The organism is Chryseobacterium sp. CH25 (genome assembly GCF_004119455.1).
GTDB lineage: Bacteria > Bacteroidota > Bacteroidia > Flavobacteriales > Weeksellaceae > Chryseobacterium.
On the sequence record NZ_NRQT01000008.1, the window covers coordinates 157,751 to 174,369 of the forward strand.

The 16,619-nt window shown below is 36.1% G+C and carries 15 protein-coding genes; 3 read left to right on the forward strand and 12 right to left on the reverse strand.

Annotated features, from left to right (window positions below; genetic code table 11):
- Nucleotides 1-2: 2 nt before the first annotated feature.
- Together BOQ64_RS17690 and BOQ64_RS17695 are read right to left on the reverse strand one after the other, a co-directional pair.
- Entirely contained in the window at nucleotides 3-1,190 is a 1,188-nt protein-coding gene (locus BOQ64_RS17690) for a hypothetical protein (RefSeq protein ID WP_129058538.1), read from the reverse strand.
- 568 nt (nucleotides 1,191-1,758) lie between these two features.
- Nucleotides 1,759-2,622, reverse strand: coding sequence for a LysR family transcriptional regulator (locus BOQ64_RS17695; RefSeq protein WP_129058539.1), 864 nt, complete (start codon nucleotides 2,620-2,622; stop codon nucleotides 1,759-1,761).
- Between the two features lie 95 nt (nucleotides 2,623-2,717).
- On the opposite strand from BOQ64_RS17695, the gene BOQ64_RS17700 reads away from it, so the two are divergent.
- Together BOQ64_RS17700 and BOQ64_RS17705 are read left to right on the forward strand one after the other, a co-directional pair.
- Nucleotides 2,718-3,698 (forward strand): alpha/beta fold hydrolase, encoded by a 981-nt coding sequence (locus BOQ64_RS17700; RefSeq protein WP_228448451.1) that lies wholly within the window; start codon nucleotides 2,718-2,720, stop codon nucleotides 3,696-3,698.
- Nucleotides 3,699-3,729: 31 nt separating this feature from the next.
- Nucleotides 3,730-4,692 carry a zinc-binding dehydrogenase gene (locus BOQ64_RS17705; RefSeq protein ID WP_129058540.1) on the forward strand — a complete coding sequence of 321 codons (963 nt, stop codon included), beginning with the start codon at nucleotides 3,730-3,732 and terminating at the stop codon, nucleotides 4,690-4,692.
- A gap of 100 nt (nucleotides 4,693-4,792) precedes the next feature.
- Here BOQ64_RS17705 and BOQ64_RS17710 read toward each other — a convergent pair whose 3' ends face one another.
- The 3 genes from BOQ64_RS17710 to BOQ64_RS17720 form a co-directional block, all read right to left on the reverse strand.
- Nucleotides 4,793-6,745, reverse strand: a complete 1,953-nt coding sequence (locus BOQ64_RS17710; RefSeq protein ID WP_129058541.1) for a KUP/HAK/KT family potassium transporter — start codon at nucleotides 6,743-6,745, stop codon at nucleotides 4,793-4,795.
- A gap of 139 nt (nucleotides 6,746-6,884) precedes the next feature.
- The gene (locus BOQ64_RS17715) at nucleotides 6,885-7,379 is read right to left on the reverse strand and encodes a hypothetical protein (RefSeq protein ID WP_129058542.1); all 495 of its coding nucleotides are present in this window, start codon (nucleotides 7,377-7,379) and stop codon (nucleotides 6,885-6,887) included.
- Nucleotides 7,380-7,585: 206 nt separating this feature from the next.
- The gene (locus BOQ64_RS17720) at nucleotides 7,586-8,302 is read right to left on the reverse strand and encodes a DUF6796 family protein (RefSeq protein ID WP_129058543.1); all 717 of its coding nucleotides are present in this window, start codon (nucleotides 8,300-8,302) and stop codon (nucleotides 7,586-7,588) included.
- A 204-nt stretch (nucleotides 8,303-8,506) separates the two neighbouring features.
- Between BOQ64_RS17720 and BOQ64_RS17725 the strand changes: the two genes are divergently transcribed.
- Complete coding sequence (locus BOQ64_RS17725) at nucleotides 8,507-9,499, forward strand: helix-turn-helix transcriptional regulator (RefSeq protein ID WP_129058544.1); 993 nt, start codon at nucleotides 8,507-8,509, stop codon at nucleotides 9,497-9,499.
- Nucleotides 9,500-9,720: 221 nt separating this feature from the next.
- Here the strand turns inward: BOQ64_RS17725 and BOQ64_RS17730 are convergent, their stop codons facing one another.
- From BOQ64_RS17730 to BOQ64_RS17760, 7 genes are all read right to left on the reverse strand, one after another.
- Nucleotides 9,721-10,521 (reverse strand): hypothetical protein, encoded by an 801-nt coding sequence (locus tag BOQ64_RS17730; protein WP_129058545.1) that lies wholly within the window; start codon nucleotides 10,519-10,521, stop codon nucleotides 9,721-9,723.
- 23 nt (nucleotides 10,522-10,544) lie between these two features.
- Nucleotides 10,545-11,339 carry a hypothetical protein gene (locus BOQ64_RS17735; RefSeq protein WP_129058546.1) on the reverse strand — a complete coding sequence of 265 codons (795 nt, stop codon included), beginning with the start codon at nucleotides 11,337-11,339 and terminating at the stop codon, nucleotides 10,545-10,547.
- Between the two features lie 3 nt (nucleotides 11,340-11,342).
- Nucleotides 11,343-12,116, reverse strand: a complete 774-nt coding sequence (locus BOQ64_RS17740; RefSeq protein WP_129058547.1) for a hypothetical protein — start codon at nucleotides 12,114-12,116, stop codon at nucleotides 11,343-11,345.
- Between the two features lie 336 nt (nucleotides 12,117-12,452).
- A complete protein-coding gene (locus BOQ64_RS17745; protein ID WP_129058548.1) occupies nucleotides 12,453-13,220 on the reverse strand; it encodes a nuclear transport factor 2 family protein in 768 nt (255 codons plus the stop codon).
- Between the two features lie 183 nt (nucleotides 13,221-13,403).
- Nucleotides 13,404-14,273 (reverse strand): AraC family transcriptional regulator, encoded by an 870-nt coding sequence (locus tag BOQ64_RS17750; RefSeq protein WP_129058549.1) that lies wholly within the window; start codon nucleotides 14,271-14,273, stop codon nucleotides 13,404-13,406.
- Between the two features lie 238 nt (nucleotides 14,274-14,511).
- Nucleotides 14,512-15,051: a hypothetical protein gene (locus BOQ64_RS17755; RefSeq protein WP_129058550.1), complete on the reverse strand. Its 540-nt coding sequence runs from the start codon at nucleotides 15,049-15,051 to the stop codon at nucleotides 14,512-14,514.
- A gap of 31 nt (nucleotides 15,052-15,082) precedes the next feature.
- Complete coding sequence (locus BOQ64_RS17760; RefSeq protein WP_317127609.1) at nucleotides 15,083-16,477, reverse strand: VWA domain-containing protein; 1,395 nt, start codon at nucleotides 16,475-16,477, stop codon at nucleotides 15,083-15,085.
- Nucleotides 16,478-16,619 lie beyond the last annotated feature (142 nt).

Here is a 16,619-nt window from a genome sequence, read left to right on the forward strand (position 1 = left end):
GATTATTTAGAAAAACCAGATCCGTTAATATTCAAAGTACCACCATTAATAGATCTTGGAGTTACCAAATAGTTTATCTGAGGTCTTGTACCCACATTCGCCGGCCAGTAATTAGCCCAACTGTTGGAACCTCCGTAGTGCCCAGCATCGTTTCTTGTTAAATCAAGGTCTGTGTAGTTTACATCAGGACTTCCGGCATTCACATTCATACCTGTTAAAGTGTATGTTGTGTTGTTAAAATTCATATTAACAGATCCTGAATTGTTACTTTGGTTCATGGTTCCCTCAGTTATAAAAGGATTGGTAGACACATTGTAACTGGCTGTTATATTAACATTGTTACTGTAAGTTTGAATACAGGCATTAGTCTGTCCTACCACAAAAGAGATCGCGTTGTTCATAATAGCAATATTTCCAGTACCTGTACTACTATTCAGGCTAATCCAAATAGGAGCTACATCACCGGAAACCGTACTGTAGATTGAATTATTAATAATTTCATTAGAACCTCCATTTTTAATTCCGTGAACAGATAGACGGCCGCTAAAATTATTATAAAATTTAAAATCATAAAAAGGCTGTGTATAGGACAGTACATCATCAACGATATTACCAAAAACCTCTACATCAGATGTCGCCATATATGACTCCTGTACATTAGAGCTAGAGCGAACGGTAATAAACTGAGCTTTATTAGCCGTAGCTCTTCCGTGGGAAAAGTTAAGGGCTCCCCTAACGGTACAGCCTGAGATATTTGTGGTTACATTAGATTGATTAGCATACACATTATTCAAATCACAATTCCAAAGATTGATGGTAGTTCTTCCCCCAGCTGTAGCCCCACTCACCGTTACATCGTTGATCGTATAATTCCCTGAAGTTAAATTACTGATAGATACTACTCTTCCTGCAGCAGGATTAATGGTAATAGTTCCTTTAATAAAATATCTGCTAAAATTAGTTTCGGAAACAAACGTGAGTGACTTGTTGATGATCAGATTCTCTATATAAGGGTCTCCATTTGTTTTAGGCTGAATGATGATTTTATCCCCATCCGAAGCCGCCGTAATAGCTGCACTTACTGTAGAATAAGCTCCGCCTGTTCCGCTATTTCTAACATATAAATCGGCTGCATAAGCCATAGTACTTGATAAGCCTGCGAAGGCAATGATTAGTAGTTGTTTTGTCATAATAGTATAAAATTGGTTGGTTTAATATTCTGTTATATTTTTTGGTTTAAAACCATAAGAACTTTGACCAATGAATAAACATTGATTTAAAAGGTATTTCTGTTGATTAAGTATTGAAACATCATAACTTGTGCAACATTTAGGTTCTTCAAGCTTTAACAAGACACTTCTTTCTTATAATCAGTAGTTGAGTAACAAACCATATAGGATCAATACTCTTACACTCTGAAGAAATGTTGAGAACTTAATGTTGGTTTAAACTGTTGGAAACAATGAATGATGATGTATTCGTAAAAATAAATACAGTGTAGTGCTGTTCATGGTATAATTAGTTTTCAGGTTTTGGTTTTAGTTTTTAAACAGACAATATTATCATCAGTTCTGATGTATCTTGCTGACTGCAAAAGTATATCTTTATTATGGATCATGAAATAGCTACACAAAAATAATAGTTATTTCATCTATATATTGAGCATATGAAAACTTATAGCAGACAAACAATATTCTGGACTCGGTGGATACATAACGGGTAATTTTTAAGCAGAAACTTCTATGAAATCCACTGCCTTTATGACTGCAAATGCATATCAATAAAACACTTTAGTGCTCTGGATTGCGGACCGTCTTTTCTGAAAGCAAGAACCGTATTCATTGTTCCCAATTGCTTATTCAGGCCGTAAGTTTTGATTTCTCTTCCACTGTAGTACTTAGAGACAATCTCTTCTGGCAAAATGCTGATTCCTAAACCTGCTTCCACAAAATTGATAATCCCTTCAAAAGAATTCAAAACGGTACTTTTATAGTTCATCACTCCTTTATGGCTCAGCCAGGACTCAAATCTTTCTCTAAAAATACAGCCATCATCAAATACCACAATTTTTAATGGTGTTTTGGTAAGCAATGTCTGCAATTGAGGCCCTTTTGAAGAGGTTAAAATCACAAGCTGCTCCTCTTTGATATTGATTTTCTCCAACCCGTTGGCAATAATCGGGGCAGAAACAAATGCCGCATCAAGGCTGTAGTCCAAAACACCAGCTATCAAGGAATCTCTTGTATCCGATTTAAATTCCAGTTCAATATTTGGGTATTTTTCTTCAAAGGTTTTAAGGATTTCCGGGGCTTTTAATATCATGGTTGTTTCAATACAGCCTATTTTCAGACAGCCTCTGATATTTTCTCCACTTCGGATATTATGTTTGGCTTCCTCTACCAGATGCTGAATCTGCTTACAGTACTGCATCAGAATCATCCCCTCAGAAGTTAGCTCTACCTTACGGGAAGTACGGGAAAACAGCTTGGCATCAAACTCATCTTCCAGACTTTTTATTCTTGCTGTCACATTAGACTGAACCGTAAACATCATGGAAGCTGCTTTTGTAAAGCTCCCGGTTTCTGCAACGGCTTCAAATATTTTCAAATCGTTTGTATTCATCCTTATTAATCATTAAAAGTGATTACAATTATTAAAACTAATCGTTTTTAATAATCAAATATCCGTATTAATTTTGGAATCTCAAAATAAAACAAATGAAAGTAATTCTCAGGCAAGTCATTACAGGTCTGTCACTTGGTCTATTTGCTAATCCTGTAATGATGGCGCAATCTCATCAAAAATTAAATGTAAATCATCATCAAATTATGGAACATCAAAACATTCATTACCGTAACATCAAAATCAATGGCTTAAACCTGTTTTACAGAGAAGCCGGTCCTGCAGATGCGCCTACTATCCTTCTTCTGCACGGATATCCAACCTCATCACATATGTTCAGAAATTTAATTCCCATATTAAGCCAGCAATATCATGTAATAGCACCTGATCTGCCTGGATTCGGGTACTCGGATGCTCCGGATCATCATCAGTTCAATTACACATTTGATCATCTTGCCGGGACAGTACAGTCTTTTGTTGATGTGCTGGGCATGAAACGCTTTGCCATCTATATCTTTGACTATGGAGCTCCGGTGGGTTTACGCCTGGCGATGAATAATCCCGAAAAAATAACCGGAATTATTTCTCAAAACGGAAATGCTTACGAAGAAGGATTAAGCAAAGAATGGAACCCAATACAGAAATATTGGAAGGATCCATCACAAGCCAACCGAATGGCTTTAAAAGACTTTGTATCTAAAGAAGCTACCTACTTTCAATATCATCATGGAGTATCAGACATTTCTTTAATTGCACCGGAAGCATACACCTTAGATCAAAAATTCCTGAACAGACCTGGTAACATAGAAATACAGCTGGATCTGGTAAAAGATTACAGAACCAATGTGGATTTATATCCAAAATTCCATGAATATTTCAGAAGATACCAGCCCAAACTCCTATTGGTATGGGGAAATAAAGACCCTTATTTTCTGCCTGAAGGTGCTGAAGCCTATAAAAAGGATCTTCCGGATGCCAGACTGAAGTTTTATGATACGGGGCATTTTGCTTTAGAAACACACGCTAGAAAGATAGGCACTGAAATCCTCGAATTTATGAAGTCATTGCCTCAATAAACCATTATAAAAACAAACGAAATTTTTCATCATGAAAGCTATTGTCATTAATCATTATGGTGGGCCGGAAGCCCTAAAATTTACAGAAGTTCCCACTCCTTTTATAAAAGATTCCGCTCAGGTTCTTGTGAAGGTAAAAGCCACTTCAGTCAACCCGTTGGATTATCAGATAAGAAGAGGTGATTATTCCTCATTATTTAATTTGCCTATAATTACCGGACATGATATTGCCGGAGAAATTGTTGAGGTGGGTGATGCCGTTAAAAACTGGAAATCTGGCGATAAAGTATATTATTCGCCACGTTTTGGGAGTTCCGGCAGTTATGCAGAGTACCACATTACTGATGAATCTGCACTGTCAAGGATGCCTGATAATATCACCTACGAGGAAGCTGCCTCTATTCCTCTTATTGGCGGAACAGTCTGGGAAATGCTTGTGGTACGGGCCCAGTTAAAGAAAGGAGAAACCATCCTTATTCTCGGTGGTGCCGGCGGAGTAGGAACATTAGCTATACAGGTAGCTAAAGCTCTTGGTGCTTTCGTATATACTACAGGGCAAAGTGTTTTACATGAAAAACTCCATGACCTTGGAGCAGATGTTGTGATCGATCATCATCAGAAAAACTATATTGAAGAAATACAGACTCATACTGACGGAAAAGGTGTAGACGTAATTATTGATACAGTTGGTGGCAGTACTTTATCGGACAGTCCGCTTGCTTTAGCAGATTATGGTAGAGTTGTAACATTGGTTGATATTCCGCAGCCGCAGAATCTTATCCATGCCTGGGAAAAGAATGCTACTTATCATTTTGTTTTTACCCGACAAAGCAGAGATGAGGTTCATCATATCACCCAATTAATAGAGAATGGACACGTAAAACCAATTATAGACAGTGTATTTGCTTTGGAAGATATTCAAAGCGCTCATCAAAGAATAGAAAATACAAAACGGGAAAGGCCTTTGTTTGGTAAAATTGTACTGTCTCTGTAAAAATAAGAATCAAAAATATTTCTGAAAAAATTCAGGCTCGGCAAAAATCTTCGATTTTTGCCGAGCCTGAATTTTAAAGTTTTAAATATTGTAATAGTCTTTACTCTTTCCGTTCGAGTTTATTTTCTGCAATCGGAACTACTACTAATGGGTACTGTTCCGTTTCAATATGGCTTTTATCCAGTCCGAAATTGATATAATCTTTTACAGTAAGATAGCGCAGATTATAATATCCTTTCATCACAAAATTCTTCCAGAACGGCATTCTGTTATCGTAAGAAAGGAAGCTATCCATAATCATGAATTTAAAATCACCAATTTTATTCTGTTGGTAAGCCTGTTCCAGAGAATCTTTGACATCTACTTCATGGTTTTCGATCATATCATCAACAACCTGTTTGAAATAGTATCCGATTCTTGGATCTTCACGAAACCCGAGATCAAACTGAATATAATACAAATCATTCCTGATAATGGTTTCCACGGAATATTTCTGCGCATAAGGCTCATCCAGGATATTAACATGTACAAACCAATAGATATCCGCACGTTTGGGGAGTCCGAATTTCAGGATGGAGTCCATCACTGTTTTCTCAATTCTTTTTTCGGAGTCTGAAGTGGTAAGGTAAACCAGATTGGTGGCGTATTTCGGAAGTTTTTCATCAGTACTCAGCTTAATGAGCAACGGAAGATAATCTGAAAGTTTTACAAAAGACAGAATATCTGATTTCATCTTTCTGCCTCGCCACCAGATGTACATTACGGCAAACAATGAAAAACCTAGTAAAAGTGTAAGCCATCCCCCTTCACTCACTTTTTGAAGATTGGCAGCCAAAAAGCTTAATTCAATCGCTAAAAAGATTCCTGTAATCAGGATATTCAGTATAAACGGAACTCTTTTTATACGAAGATAGGCATTGATTAAAATGGTACTCATCAACATGGTAAGGGTTACACTTAATCCGAATGCTGCTTCCATTTTGGTACTTTCTTTAAAATAAAGCACCATTCCCACGCATCCGCACATCAGAAACCAATTGATGGCAGGAATATAAAGCTGGCCTTTTACATTACTTGGGAAAAGTACCATGTGTTTGGGCCATATATTGAGTCGTATCGCTTCATTAATTAATGTAAAGCATCCGCTTATCAATGCCTGAGAGGCAATAATGGTGGCCAATGTCGCAATGCATAAAGCTAACCAGAAAATTGATTTCGGAACAATATGATAAAAAGGGCTTAAGCTTCCTACCTCCTCTCCTACATGATTCAAAAGCCAGGTTGTTTGCCCTGCATAGCAAAGGATAAGGGCTATTTTTATAAAAATCCAGGTGAATCTGATGTTATTTCTTCCACAATGCCCCATATCACTGTATAGAGCTTCGGCTCCTGTTGTACAGAGAAAGATACTTCCCAGAAACCAGAATCCTTTAGGCTCATTCACCAGCATCTGATAGGCATAATAGGGATTTAAAGCTCTGAAAACTTCCCAGTTATCACCTATTGCCATTACTCCTATAGTACCGATAAATCCAAACCAGATAATCATGGCCGGACCAAAAACCTTTCCTATTTTATCTGTTCCAAACTGTTGAAAAATAAAGAGTAATATTAAGATTCCGATAATAATAGGAACCGTATTTAACCCTGGAACTACTGCCTGAACTCCTTCTACCGCAGAAGAAACGGACATGGGCGGCGTAATAATTCCATCAGCCATTAAGAAAGCACCGCCTGCCATGGCAATAAATACCAGCCATTTTCCGCTAAACCGCCGTATCAGAGCATAAAGAGAAAAAATTCCACCTTCCCCTTTATTATCGGCCTGTAATGTAATGATCACATATTTGATGGTGGTCTGGAAAACCAGCGTCCAGAAAATACAGCTCAAACTACCGAGAGCAATGGCTTCTGTGATAATTTTATTATGAAAAACAGCATTAAGGGTATACAAGGGAGAAGTTCCGATATCGCCGAATACAATTCCGATGGCAATCAGGGATCCTGCGAGGGTGATTTTCTTATGAAAATCTAGACTGTTATGTCCGGACATAATGATTTAGTTTTTTATGCAAATTAAATCAAATTCCGAAGCGAAATGACAGCTAAAGTATTTTTTTTAGGCAATTCAATAAAAATAACGCTAACCTACTCACTGTTAAATAATTTCAACATTGTATTTTCTAAGAACATTATTTATATTCTCCACTGTACTGATCCATCCTATCCTGAATTTTTCTCCATTCAGGATCATTGTGTGCATTCATTTTAGATACATCGCCAGCTGTTGTCGTGATGGTAATCTTAGTATCAATTCCGTCAACAGGCTGTACACTATGTCCTTCTTTTGCTGCTCCAAACATTTTCACGTCAATTTTATCTACCAGATTTTTCCAGTCTTCCGGTTTTAATTTTTTGCTGTATTCCATATTATTGGCTTCATTGGCCGCCATTGTATGACTGTAATGAATAGAATCTTTATTAATTACCGTACTGGAAGAGAATCCCAGTTCACCACCTGCAGAAACTACCTTTATGGATTGTATTTCCAGAAGATTCACTTTATTAATCTGTTCTGCATTTCTTTTATCTTGTTTACAACTTATAAAAGTGAATACAGACAGAATCATCAAAAGATTCATTGCATAATACTTCATTTCTATCCCTGATTTTGTAAATCCTTTCATATTGTATTGGCTTTAAAATCTCAAAAATCAATATATCGTAAAAATAGATCAGATCATGAGATCATTCTTTAAAAGTATTATTAAAAATGCAGAACAACAAGTAAATGCCGTCAAGAATCCCCTTTTACCTTCTCAATCCATAAAAAATTGAGCACTAAAAGTGCTCAATTCAAAAATAGGATATGTAGATGGTTATTAATTTTTATTTAATCTCTATTGAGTTTCTTTCTGAAGAGAAACAACAGTGAGCTGAAGAAAGTGAGATAAGCAATATTAAAAATTGCTCCCCCAACCCATCCTGAATATGGCAATGGTAAAAGGCTTTTTATCGGAATGATAAATAACGTCAGTACAAATGGCGTTAATAAAGCCATCCATCTGGGAAGTAATGTTTTATTTAAAAGAATACACACGGCAAACGAGATCCATCCAATCGCTAATACTCCAATCGCTGCACCCCAGGCTATATTAAGCATTTTCATAAATGCTCTTCCCGTTTCCAAAAGATAAGGGTGAGCCACTGGATCTGTATGATAGACCGCTTTATAAATTTCTCCTACATAGAAAAACCCAGCGTGGCCTAAAGGAGACAGAACCGCTCCTACCAATAAAATCCAGTAAACAGCCACTGAATACCATGTCTTGGTATCTTTAAAAAACTGAAAAACCAACCATGTTGCAGGCAGCAGCAACGGCCCTGTAAGTGCTCCGATTAAAGCTCCGAACATCAGCCCAGGTGTTGAGCCTTCTAACATTAAAGTGGCAAATTCCACATTCACCTGATCGGCATAGGTCTTTGAGAATAATGGATAGTCTGCTGGATTGGGATCAAATCCGGCAACAAAAATATCACCGATAATCCAACATACAGACACCATTATCGCTGCTGCAAAAGACCAACTTATTTTACTTGAATATTTCATAATTTAAAAATCTTATTAAGTTTTACATTCTTCATTATCTCTCTTTAACTTATTTCATTTCGCAAAATCAAATTTATTATTAAGAATGATTCTAAATAATTATTTATATTTGTGCAAAGCTAATACGTAAAGCCTCACACTGAGGTACGCAAAAAGGAATAAAAAGTCCGCAAAAAGGAGAACTCTAACTAAAACAAGATAATAATGACATTACGACTCTATGATGATAAAATAGGCGGAACATTGGTGGAAAGACAATATCCCAATACCTATTTTGTGAATGATGGTGATATCAAAGAATGCATTACCTATCTGAAACCTCCATACGGAAATGGTTTTTACCACGAAATATGTTTTGAGAATGTTCATATCGGCTTTGGAAATGTCTCTTTAGAAAACAAAATCCGGCTTTATTTTGAGGCAGATTTTGACAGTGTGGAAATGCATTTTTCATTAAAGGGCAACAGTTCTGCTCTTTCAGAAAACTTCAGCAATAAAGTCTGCTTTGACAGCTATCAGCATAATATTATCTACGCTCACCAAATGTCCGGCCGTATGGAGTTTGACGGCCAGGAAATGCAGATTTTGGAAATTAATTTAGCTCCGGATTTTTTTAAGAAATTCCTTCCGGAAGATTCTGATCTGTTTAATACTTTCAGAAATGCTATTGAAAAACAGCATTCGTGCCTTATCAATCCGGATCATAACCGCATCAGCCTGGAAATGTACCAGATTCTGAATGAGATTATCCATTGTGACCGAAAAGGGATCTTTAAAAGAATTTATCTTGAAGCAAAAGTTGCTGAACTTCTTCTCCTGCAATTAGAACAACTTTTCAAAAGTGAATCTTCTCCCTCATCTCTTCTTAAAAAAGATGAAGAGAAAATATATGCCGTAAGAGATTTTATTGTCAATAATCTTGATCAGAACTGCTCCCTGATTGATCTTGCTCACCAGGTGGGAACCAATGAATTTACGTTGAAGAAAGGATTTAAAGAACTGTTTGGAACTACAGTTTTCAATTTCTGGAATGATATCAAGATGGAACAGGCTAAAAAAATGCTTCTTGAAGGCAATTTAAATATCAATGAAATCTCTGAACTGGTAGGTTATAAAAACCCAAGACATTTTTCTACAGCTTTTAAGAGAAAATACAACCTCATCCCGAGTAAACTTAAAAATGGAACACATTCCTGAATTTTAATAGTTTACCTATCACATCGCTTAATGTTTTCAATTATAAACCTAACTACAACTAATAGAAAACTTTATTTTGTTAAAAAGACAAAAGCCAATAAAAATTGGCTTTTGCACTACGTACATTACTTACAATAAAAACTCACGTTAACCAATAAAACACTAATGATAAAACAGAATGTACGCAGAATAGTTTCATGGAAATATTTATATGGAAATAATCAGTGAAGTTTAATAATCGTAACACTGGAGAGACTCACAGGATCAAAGTTTACAGTACCATTATAATTGCTCCCGTCCCTTCCGCGTGTAGACTGTAGACTTAAAATCTGCCCGGCATTTGCATAGATATACGATATGGAACCAAATGCAAATCTTCCATTTATATTTATATCAGACGGATTATACTGAGGCACAACTGTAGAAATATTTGAAGAGGCAAGCACTCCATCTAAATTAAAGTGAATATAATCATGAAGTTCAGATTCTTCAACAGCAGGATTTTGCCTTAATGCCAGATTCGCGTTCACCAGATATAAACCCGGCTCATTAATACGGATCTGATAATTATTCAGTTTTTCAAAAATTAGAGGATCATCATTGAAAACTGTAGATCCAAACATATCAATATTTATAGGGCTGGCCACCGAAAAAGGATTAAAATTGGTAATGCTTGAAGAGAGATTATTAAACTTTGCCGCTTTTACCACTGCTTTGGTTCCTATGGATGCCGGGAAAACCCATTCACTATCAAGCCAGACATAAATCCCCGGGACAACAGCGGCTGCCCCTGTGCCTGCTTTTACTGTATTAAAAACCATTGTTCCATTAGGAATATTTCCAGACAATGGAGATTTACTGTCAGCAGCCGAAAGAGCTACCCTTGGAATAAGAACTCCCTTATTAGGCGAAGTAATATCTAAAACAGAGGAAGAAATAGGATTTACTGTACCTATACCCACTTGCCCGAAGGAAATGGTATACCCCAGAAGCAAAACGATTATTTTAATAATATTTTTCATTGTATTTTATTTTGAAGTAGTATTTAACGAATACGGGAAATGACAATACTGGACTCTCCATTCTGGCTGAACTGAACAGCAGAAGAGCCGTCACCTCCTGAATATGTACCCACGGTTTTTCTCAACCCAATGCTTATAACATCCCCATCCTTCAGTTCAAGATATTCTGTAAATGAGTGAGAAAAGAATCCTTTTCCATCATCTACTCCCAGTGTATGATCCGAATTGATAACCTGTTCTGTCCCTACAGGATTACCGTTAAGATAAACTCTTGCACTTATTGAAACATCTCCATCACTTCCCCCATCCAATCTATTTAAAGACAGTAATGTGGAGATAGAATATAGTCCTGATTTCCCAATTGTGACTGTATTACCCGCAGTATTCACCATATAGATGGACCTGCTTTCGTTAAAAACTCTGTTTCCGAAAAGCCTGGCATTTTGCCAGACAGTAGTATTATAATTGGTACTTACTTCAGTATTGGTATATTTTACAACAGCATTTTCAATATTGGTGTTAATATTTGTCCACTGCTGTTCTTCCGCACTCCACCAATGCAATCCCGGTGTAATTGTATTGGGAAAATCTCCGGCGGTAGCTGTATTGAAAACCATTGTTCCTGTAGGAATTGCAGTAGCTAAAGGATTCGTGAGAATGCGTGATACTAATGCCACACGCGGAAATAGAACCCCTTTATTTGCAGCTTCCAGCTGAAGTGTAACCCCTTCTTTGATGGTGGATGTATTAATTCCTACCTGTCCATAGCCAACAATGAAGCATAAGACAGAAAATACACTCATGTAAATTTTTTTCATAGTTTATCTTAATCTTTGTATTGATATTGTTGATGTATTTGTGTTTTTAAAGTACACTTCAGTTCCCGGATCTATTTCGTATGCCTGAACTCTTAATGAGCTTCCCGCTATATTAACAGGAACATAAAATACGATCGATTTACCCACAGAAGCATTTTCCGTTGCTCTTCCCGGAATATAAAATTTATCAGTAATGATATTACTGGATCCATTAACCAGAATTCTGATTCCGAAATTATCATTAATGCCATCCAGATTAGTAAGATCCAGGTTCAATATCACCTTATAATATCCTACTTCATTAATCTTCAAGGTTGTATTGTTCACTTTTTCATACAGTACAGTATCATTATTGAATCTCACATTGGCAAAAATATCCGCAAAATTAACCCCATCATTTAAATCTGTAGTAGTGTTTTGGTTAGAAAATAAGGCTGTATCATCAGCATCCTTCTGATACATTCTCCTCCAGAGTAACTGTATATTATCCCAAAAATAGAACCCCGGTGTTACAGCAGTATTTCCGGCTCCACTTACAGCCGTATTGTAAACCATTAGCCCTGTAGCCGGAGTTCCGGTAACCGGAGAAAATACATTGGTTGCAGTGAGAGCCACTCTTGGAAATAAAATACCCCCATATAACGTACTGCCGGAATGGGGATTACTTTCAACCTGTAGAATAATATTGGAATTTACGGAACTGGTCCCAATACCAATTTGCCCCAAATAAAAGGGTGATATTGCAAGCGCTGCAATAATTAAGTTTTTTTTCATCATTTGTGTTTGTTAAATTTCTTATACTATAATTTAACCCACTATTCATTTACAACATAACTCGTACATAGTCAAATAAATAGCGCAATATTATCTATAGTTATGGTTCGCAAATATACTGTTGGGTATAACGTAAACTACAATAAAAGCACTGTCAAATTATGTCAAATACTAGCGATACCTATCGAAAAAACCAATTTTTCATCATAACCAGATGCTAATAAAATATGCTGTTAGTATTATGCAAAATTTTTGAACTTAAGAAAGCTTCTGGAATTAAAGTGTATAAAAAAAGGTGTACTTTATTTGTGTACACCTAATATTTAGCAAGCTAGTGCTTTAAAATTTACCATTCTTGTTTTTCCATTGTTCCTGAGGCAATATAGTTTCAATAACATCCCAGTGTTCAGCTATCTTACCATTTTCAACACGGAACAGGTCATAGAATGCATCATGATCTTTTCCGAAGTGTCCTTCACTTACTACCAATACAAAATTTCCCTGGCCAAGTACCTTATGAATCTTATCATATTTCATAAAAATCCCTTGCTCCCCCAAAGCCTGCAATGCCGCACCCAAACCGGAAAGGTTATCAGGAATATTCGGATTGTGCTGAATATAATTATCCCCGTTAAAATAACCTGCCAGCTTATCCATTTTACCGTTAACAAGAATATCCTCAACAAAATGCTTTACAAGATCCTTATTGGCTTCTGTTTTCTCAAGATCCTGAACATCAACACTCCCATCAATCATGGTATGTCCGCTAGGATTAGGTTTTGAAGGAGTTTCCTGAAGATTATCCCAATGTTCAACAATCTTACCGTTTTCAAAACGGAAAATATCAAATCCGATTTTAGGACCAAAAAAATTATATTCCGTATGGGTAAATACATAATTACCATCCTGAAATGCACGAACTGTATTTACCTTTGCAGAGTTAGGAGGCAGTTGTTGCAATGCTTCTCCAAAACCGGCCAAACCATCGGCAATTCCTAAATTATGCTGAACATATTGATTAGGATTAATATAAGCTACAGGCTCGTTTGCACCTGTTTCAATACTTTTTAATAGGGCTACCACCTTTTCTTTGTTTGATACTTCCATATTTCTATTTTTTTAGTTTGAGTACTCAATTGACTTCCATGATTACAGGATATTATTCCCAATCCTGCACTTAATGCTGTAAACAGAATTATTCTTTTCATAAGCAGACATTTATTTTACAATGCAAAGATCAGATAAGCCCCGTTTCCTCAAAAGGTAGATATGGTCTTTTAGATGATACTTTTAATCATTGGAAAATTTTTCCCTGAACTCTATGGGAGTCTGTATATTATGCTTTCTGAAGTATTTTATAAAGTTGGTAGGTTCCTCAAAACCCAACTTATAGCCAATTTCCTTTACGCTTTCTGTAGTATAAATCAGAAGCCTTTTAGCTTCAAGCATCACTCTTTCATCAATCATTTTTTTTGGAGATTTTCCCAGTATTTTGGATGTTGCCTGGTTTAAACGTTTTTCGGTAACATGAATTTCTTTAGCATAACTGCTCACCTTTTTAAGCCTTGTATAATTTTTTTCCAGCATATCTTTAAATACAATCACATAATCCAGGTCTGCACTTTTTTTAGGTCCGCTAAATCCTTCTTTTTCCCTTTCTCTTTCTGCCAAAAGAAGAAAACTGTGCAGGTAATTTCTTAAAAGTTCCGGCTGAAAATGGTCTGCGGACTGTAAAAGTTCATTCTCCATCAGTTCAATAATTCCTGTAAATATACTTTCTTCATTAATTGTTATTTGAGGAAGCATCAATAAATCATTAAACAAAGCTGTACTGTTCAAAAACCGGGAATGCTCTTCCGTTTTACAAAAGAAATCGTCGGTAAAAAGTATGGCTAACCCATTAAGATTAACTTTTTCATCAAAACTATGAACTTTATGTCTGCTTAAAAATATAATGGTATTGGATTCTATTTCTACAGGTTCAAAGTCTACCAGATGATTATATCCGCCGTTCTTAAACCAGACAATATGATAGAAATTCGTTCTGTGAGGAACGGTCATAATTCTTTTACTTGTATGGTATAAATCCTGTAATTTTACAATTTCAAATTCAAACTGCAAATCTGTTTTAAACTGATATCTTTTAATTTCTTTTTTCATTTTTGCATTCTTTTAAGTTTAATGAAATGAAAATATGATCCAGAAATATAAGTAATTGATACAAAATGACATTTATATTTCATAAAAACCTGAAGCTATTACTTCAGGTATTGATAAAGTCTTAATGACCTCCTTATATGAAATTTGTGTTTTTAATTTCCTTATTTTTAAACTTTTTGCAGAGGTAAAGATTACAGCCTCACTTCCTGAAAAAGCCTATACTGTGGATAAAATAATTCTATGGTTTCCAAAAACTCCATTTGGTCCCGTTGAAAACGGCGAGCTGTTTTGCTGTGGTATCATACACGATAAGTCCGGGTGATGGACTTATAATGTTTTGGTGTGGACTAGCTACTTTTGGCAGAATCATCACTTTGTTTGCATCCGTCAATACAAGAATCCCTTGTGTACTATCAGTAGCTCCGGTAGTTCCTATGGTAACTTTAGAGGTGGCTTTCTCAACTTTGTCTGTTCCCTGTGCGGATAGCGACGTGGTGAGATCGCTTGCTATAGCTGCCGGGCTAAGCTCGAACCAATCATTTGTACCTGTACCGTTTTTGTATTTTACTTTATTATCTGTAGTATCTAACAGAATAGTACCCTCTACAGAACCTGTAGTCGTGATAACATAGGGAAGTATGATACCTCTACCCTCGTTACCAAATTCCAAAGATACTGATGAATTAGTAATAGATGGGTTAGATTCGTTACTGATTTTAACCTGTGCTTTTATGGAAAAAGAGGTTATTAAAATCGTTGTTAATAGTATATTCTTCATTTTATAATCTATTTTGTTTCACAATTCTTTGTTAGTCTGGGCAGGCAGGTGTAATTACACAATACCAGGCATAATCAGGTCCACCATTTTTAACTGTATAAATCTTTAAACATTTGTTGGTAGTATCGTAAACCATCATCCCTTCTACAAAATTATCAGAACTAATTCCTATAGGTACTTCTGGCGTAGCAGGATTGTTATCTGCATCGGAAAATGCCACTCTGTTCACTACAAAACCTTTAGTTTTAGACTCCAATGCTATCCAACCGCCATTGCGAACCATAGGCCAGTTATCTGCTCCGTCTGCTCCGCCTCTTCCAAGTGCAGAAATCCCTACTTTTGTCGGTAATCTGGAACCTGAAGGTGCAGTAATAGGATCTTTATAACACCCACACATAATAGAAGTGTCAACAGTTACAGAAATAACAGAGGATGTTGAGTTTCCTTCACAGTATGAATCCGAAACAACAACATAATAATATAGTGTTCCTGCAACTGCTGTTGGAGGGTTATAATTAGCAGAGTTGGCTCCAGAAATAGGAGTTCCTCCCGTAGCACTATTTATAGTATTACTATACCATTGATAGCTTAAAGTACCTGTTCCTACAGCATTTGAAACCAAAGCTTGAGCTGTACCATTAAGGCATACGCTCTGTGAAGGTGGAGTTACTGCATTTATTTTTACAGTTGGTGCACAAGATCTGCAAATATCATTTGTGATTGTAGATATATCGATAGAAGAAATATCAAAAGTGGGACTCATTATCGCTTTTCTTGGTTTTGTGCCACTTCCTTGAGGATCTCCTGAATTAGCCTCCACATCACCATTGTAGCTACCTCCTGTTGAAGCAATCGCAGCTGATGCAGCCTGAGCTTCAGGGATCGCATCTGCATGAAGGACAACAAATGTAGCTTGTCTGGTAGATTTAAATACATTATATACTCCAAATGGATTAGGCCCAGGCGAAACAAGCTGACTACTAAAAGCCTCCCTACTTGCATCTGTAAAAAGAAAAATAACTAACTTATTTGTTGTCAACTTATTTAATCTTTTTTGAGGACTTACAACGCTAGTGTTAGAAATATTGTCCAAAGCATTACCAATTAACATAAGACTTCCAGGCGCAAAATCATTATCTCCAACATTAGAGGTTCTCCTTACAAAGCTTTTTACTGCTGTTACATTATTGGAGAAGTCTGATTCAATATAAATTTTACTACTTGGTGAATCAAAACCACTTGCTCCATAATGTACAACTGCGACTCTATTATTGGGATTACATGAAAGTACTTTGTCAATTAAAGTTTTTGTGGAAGCACTCATATTATTCCATTCTGTAGCATCAATAGATAAACTATTATCCATCCAGAAAATGACGTCTACACCTTGTGCTTTTAACTGCCCAGTCCATACTATGGAAAAAATATGAGAAGGTACAGGCTTTTAAATAATTTATTTGTTGTCATTTGTGTATTTATACGAAATATTATTTTTTTAATTTTCTTAGAGTTTTCTTAGAGTTTTTTTTATATATCAATGTTCTCATGAAAAATAGGTGGGGAACGTA

Excerpts from the sequence above, each read along its gene's own strand:
- BOQ64_RS17690 (WP_129058538.1), bottom strand. The coding sequence starts at position 1,190 with ATGACAAAACAACTACTAATCATTGCCTTCGCAGGCTTATCAAGTACT.
- BOQ64_RS17695 (WP_129058539.1), bottom strand. The coding sequence starts at position 2,622 with ATGAATACAAACGATTTGAAAATATTTGAAGCCGTTGCAGAAACCGGG.
- BOQ64_RS17700 (WP_228448451.1), top strand. The coding sequence starts at position 2,718 with ATGAAAGTAATTCTCAGGCAAGTCATTACAGGTCTGTCACTTGGTCTA.
- BOQ64_RS17705 (WP_129058540.1), top strand. The coding sequence starts at position 3,730 with ATGAAAGCTATTGTCATTAATCATTATGGTGGGCCGGAAGCCCTAAAA.
- BOQ64_RS17710 (WP_129058541.1), bottom strand. The coding sequence starts at position 6,745 with ATGTCCGGACATAACAGTCTAGATTTTCATAAGAAAATCACCCTCGCA.
- BOQ64_RS17715 (WP_129058542.1), bottom strand. The coding sequence starts at position 7,379 with ATGAAAGGATTTACAAAATCAGGGATAGAAATGAAGTATTATGCAATG.
- BOQ64_RS17720 (WP_129058543.1), bottom strand. The coding sequence starts at position 8,302 with ATGAAATATTCAAGTAAAATAAGTTGGTCTTTTGCAGCAGCGATAATG.
- BOQ64_RS17725 (WP_129058544.1), top strand. The coding sequence starts at position 8,507 with ATGACATTACGACTCTATGATGATAAAATAGGCGGAACATTGGTGGAA.
- BOQ64_RS17730 (WP_129058545.1), bottom strand. The coding sequence starts at position 10,521 with ATGAAAAATATTATTAAAATAATCGTTTTGCTTCTGGGGTATACCATT.
- BOQ64_RS17735 (WP_129058546.1), bottom strand. The coding sequence starts at position 11,339 with ATGAAAAAAATTTACATGAGTGTATTTTCTGTCTTATGCTTCATTGTT.
- BOQ64_RS17740 (WP_129058547.1), bottom strand. The coding sequence starts at position 12,116 with ATGATGAAAAAAAACTTAATTATTGCAGCGCTTGCAATATCACCCTTT.
- BOQ64_RS17745 (WP_129058548.1), bottom strand. The coding sequence starts at position 13,220 with ATGGAAGTATCAAACAAAGAAAAGGTGGTAGCCCTATTAAAAAGTATT.
- BOQ64_RS17750 (WP_129058549.1), bottom strand. The coding sequence starts at position 14,273 with ATGAAAAAAGAAATTAAAAGATATCAGTTTAAAACAGATTTGCAGTTT.
- BOQ64_RS17755 (WP_129058550.1), bottom strand. The coding sequence starts at position 15,051 with ATGAAGAATATACTATTAACAACGATTTTAATAACCTCTTTTTCCATA.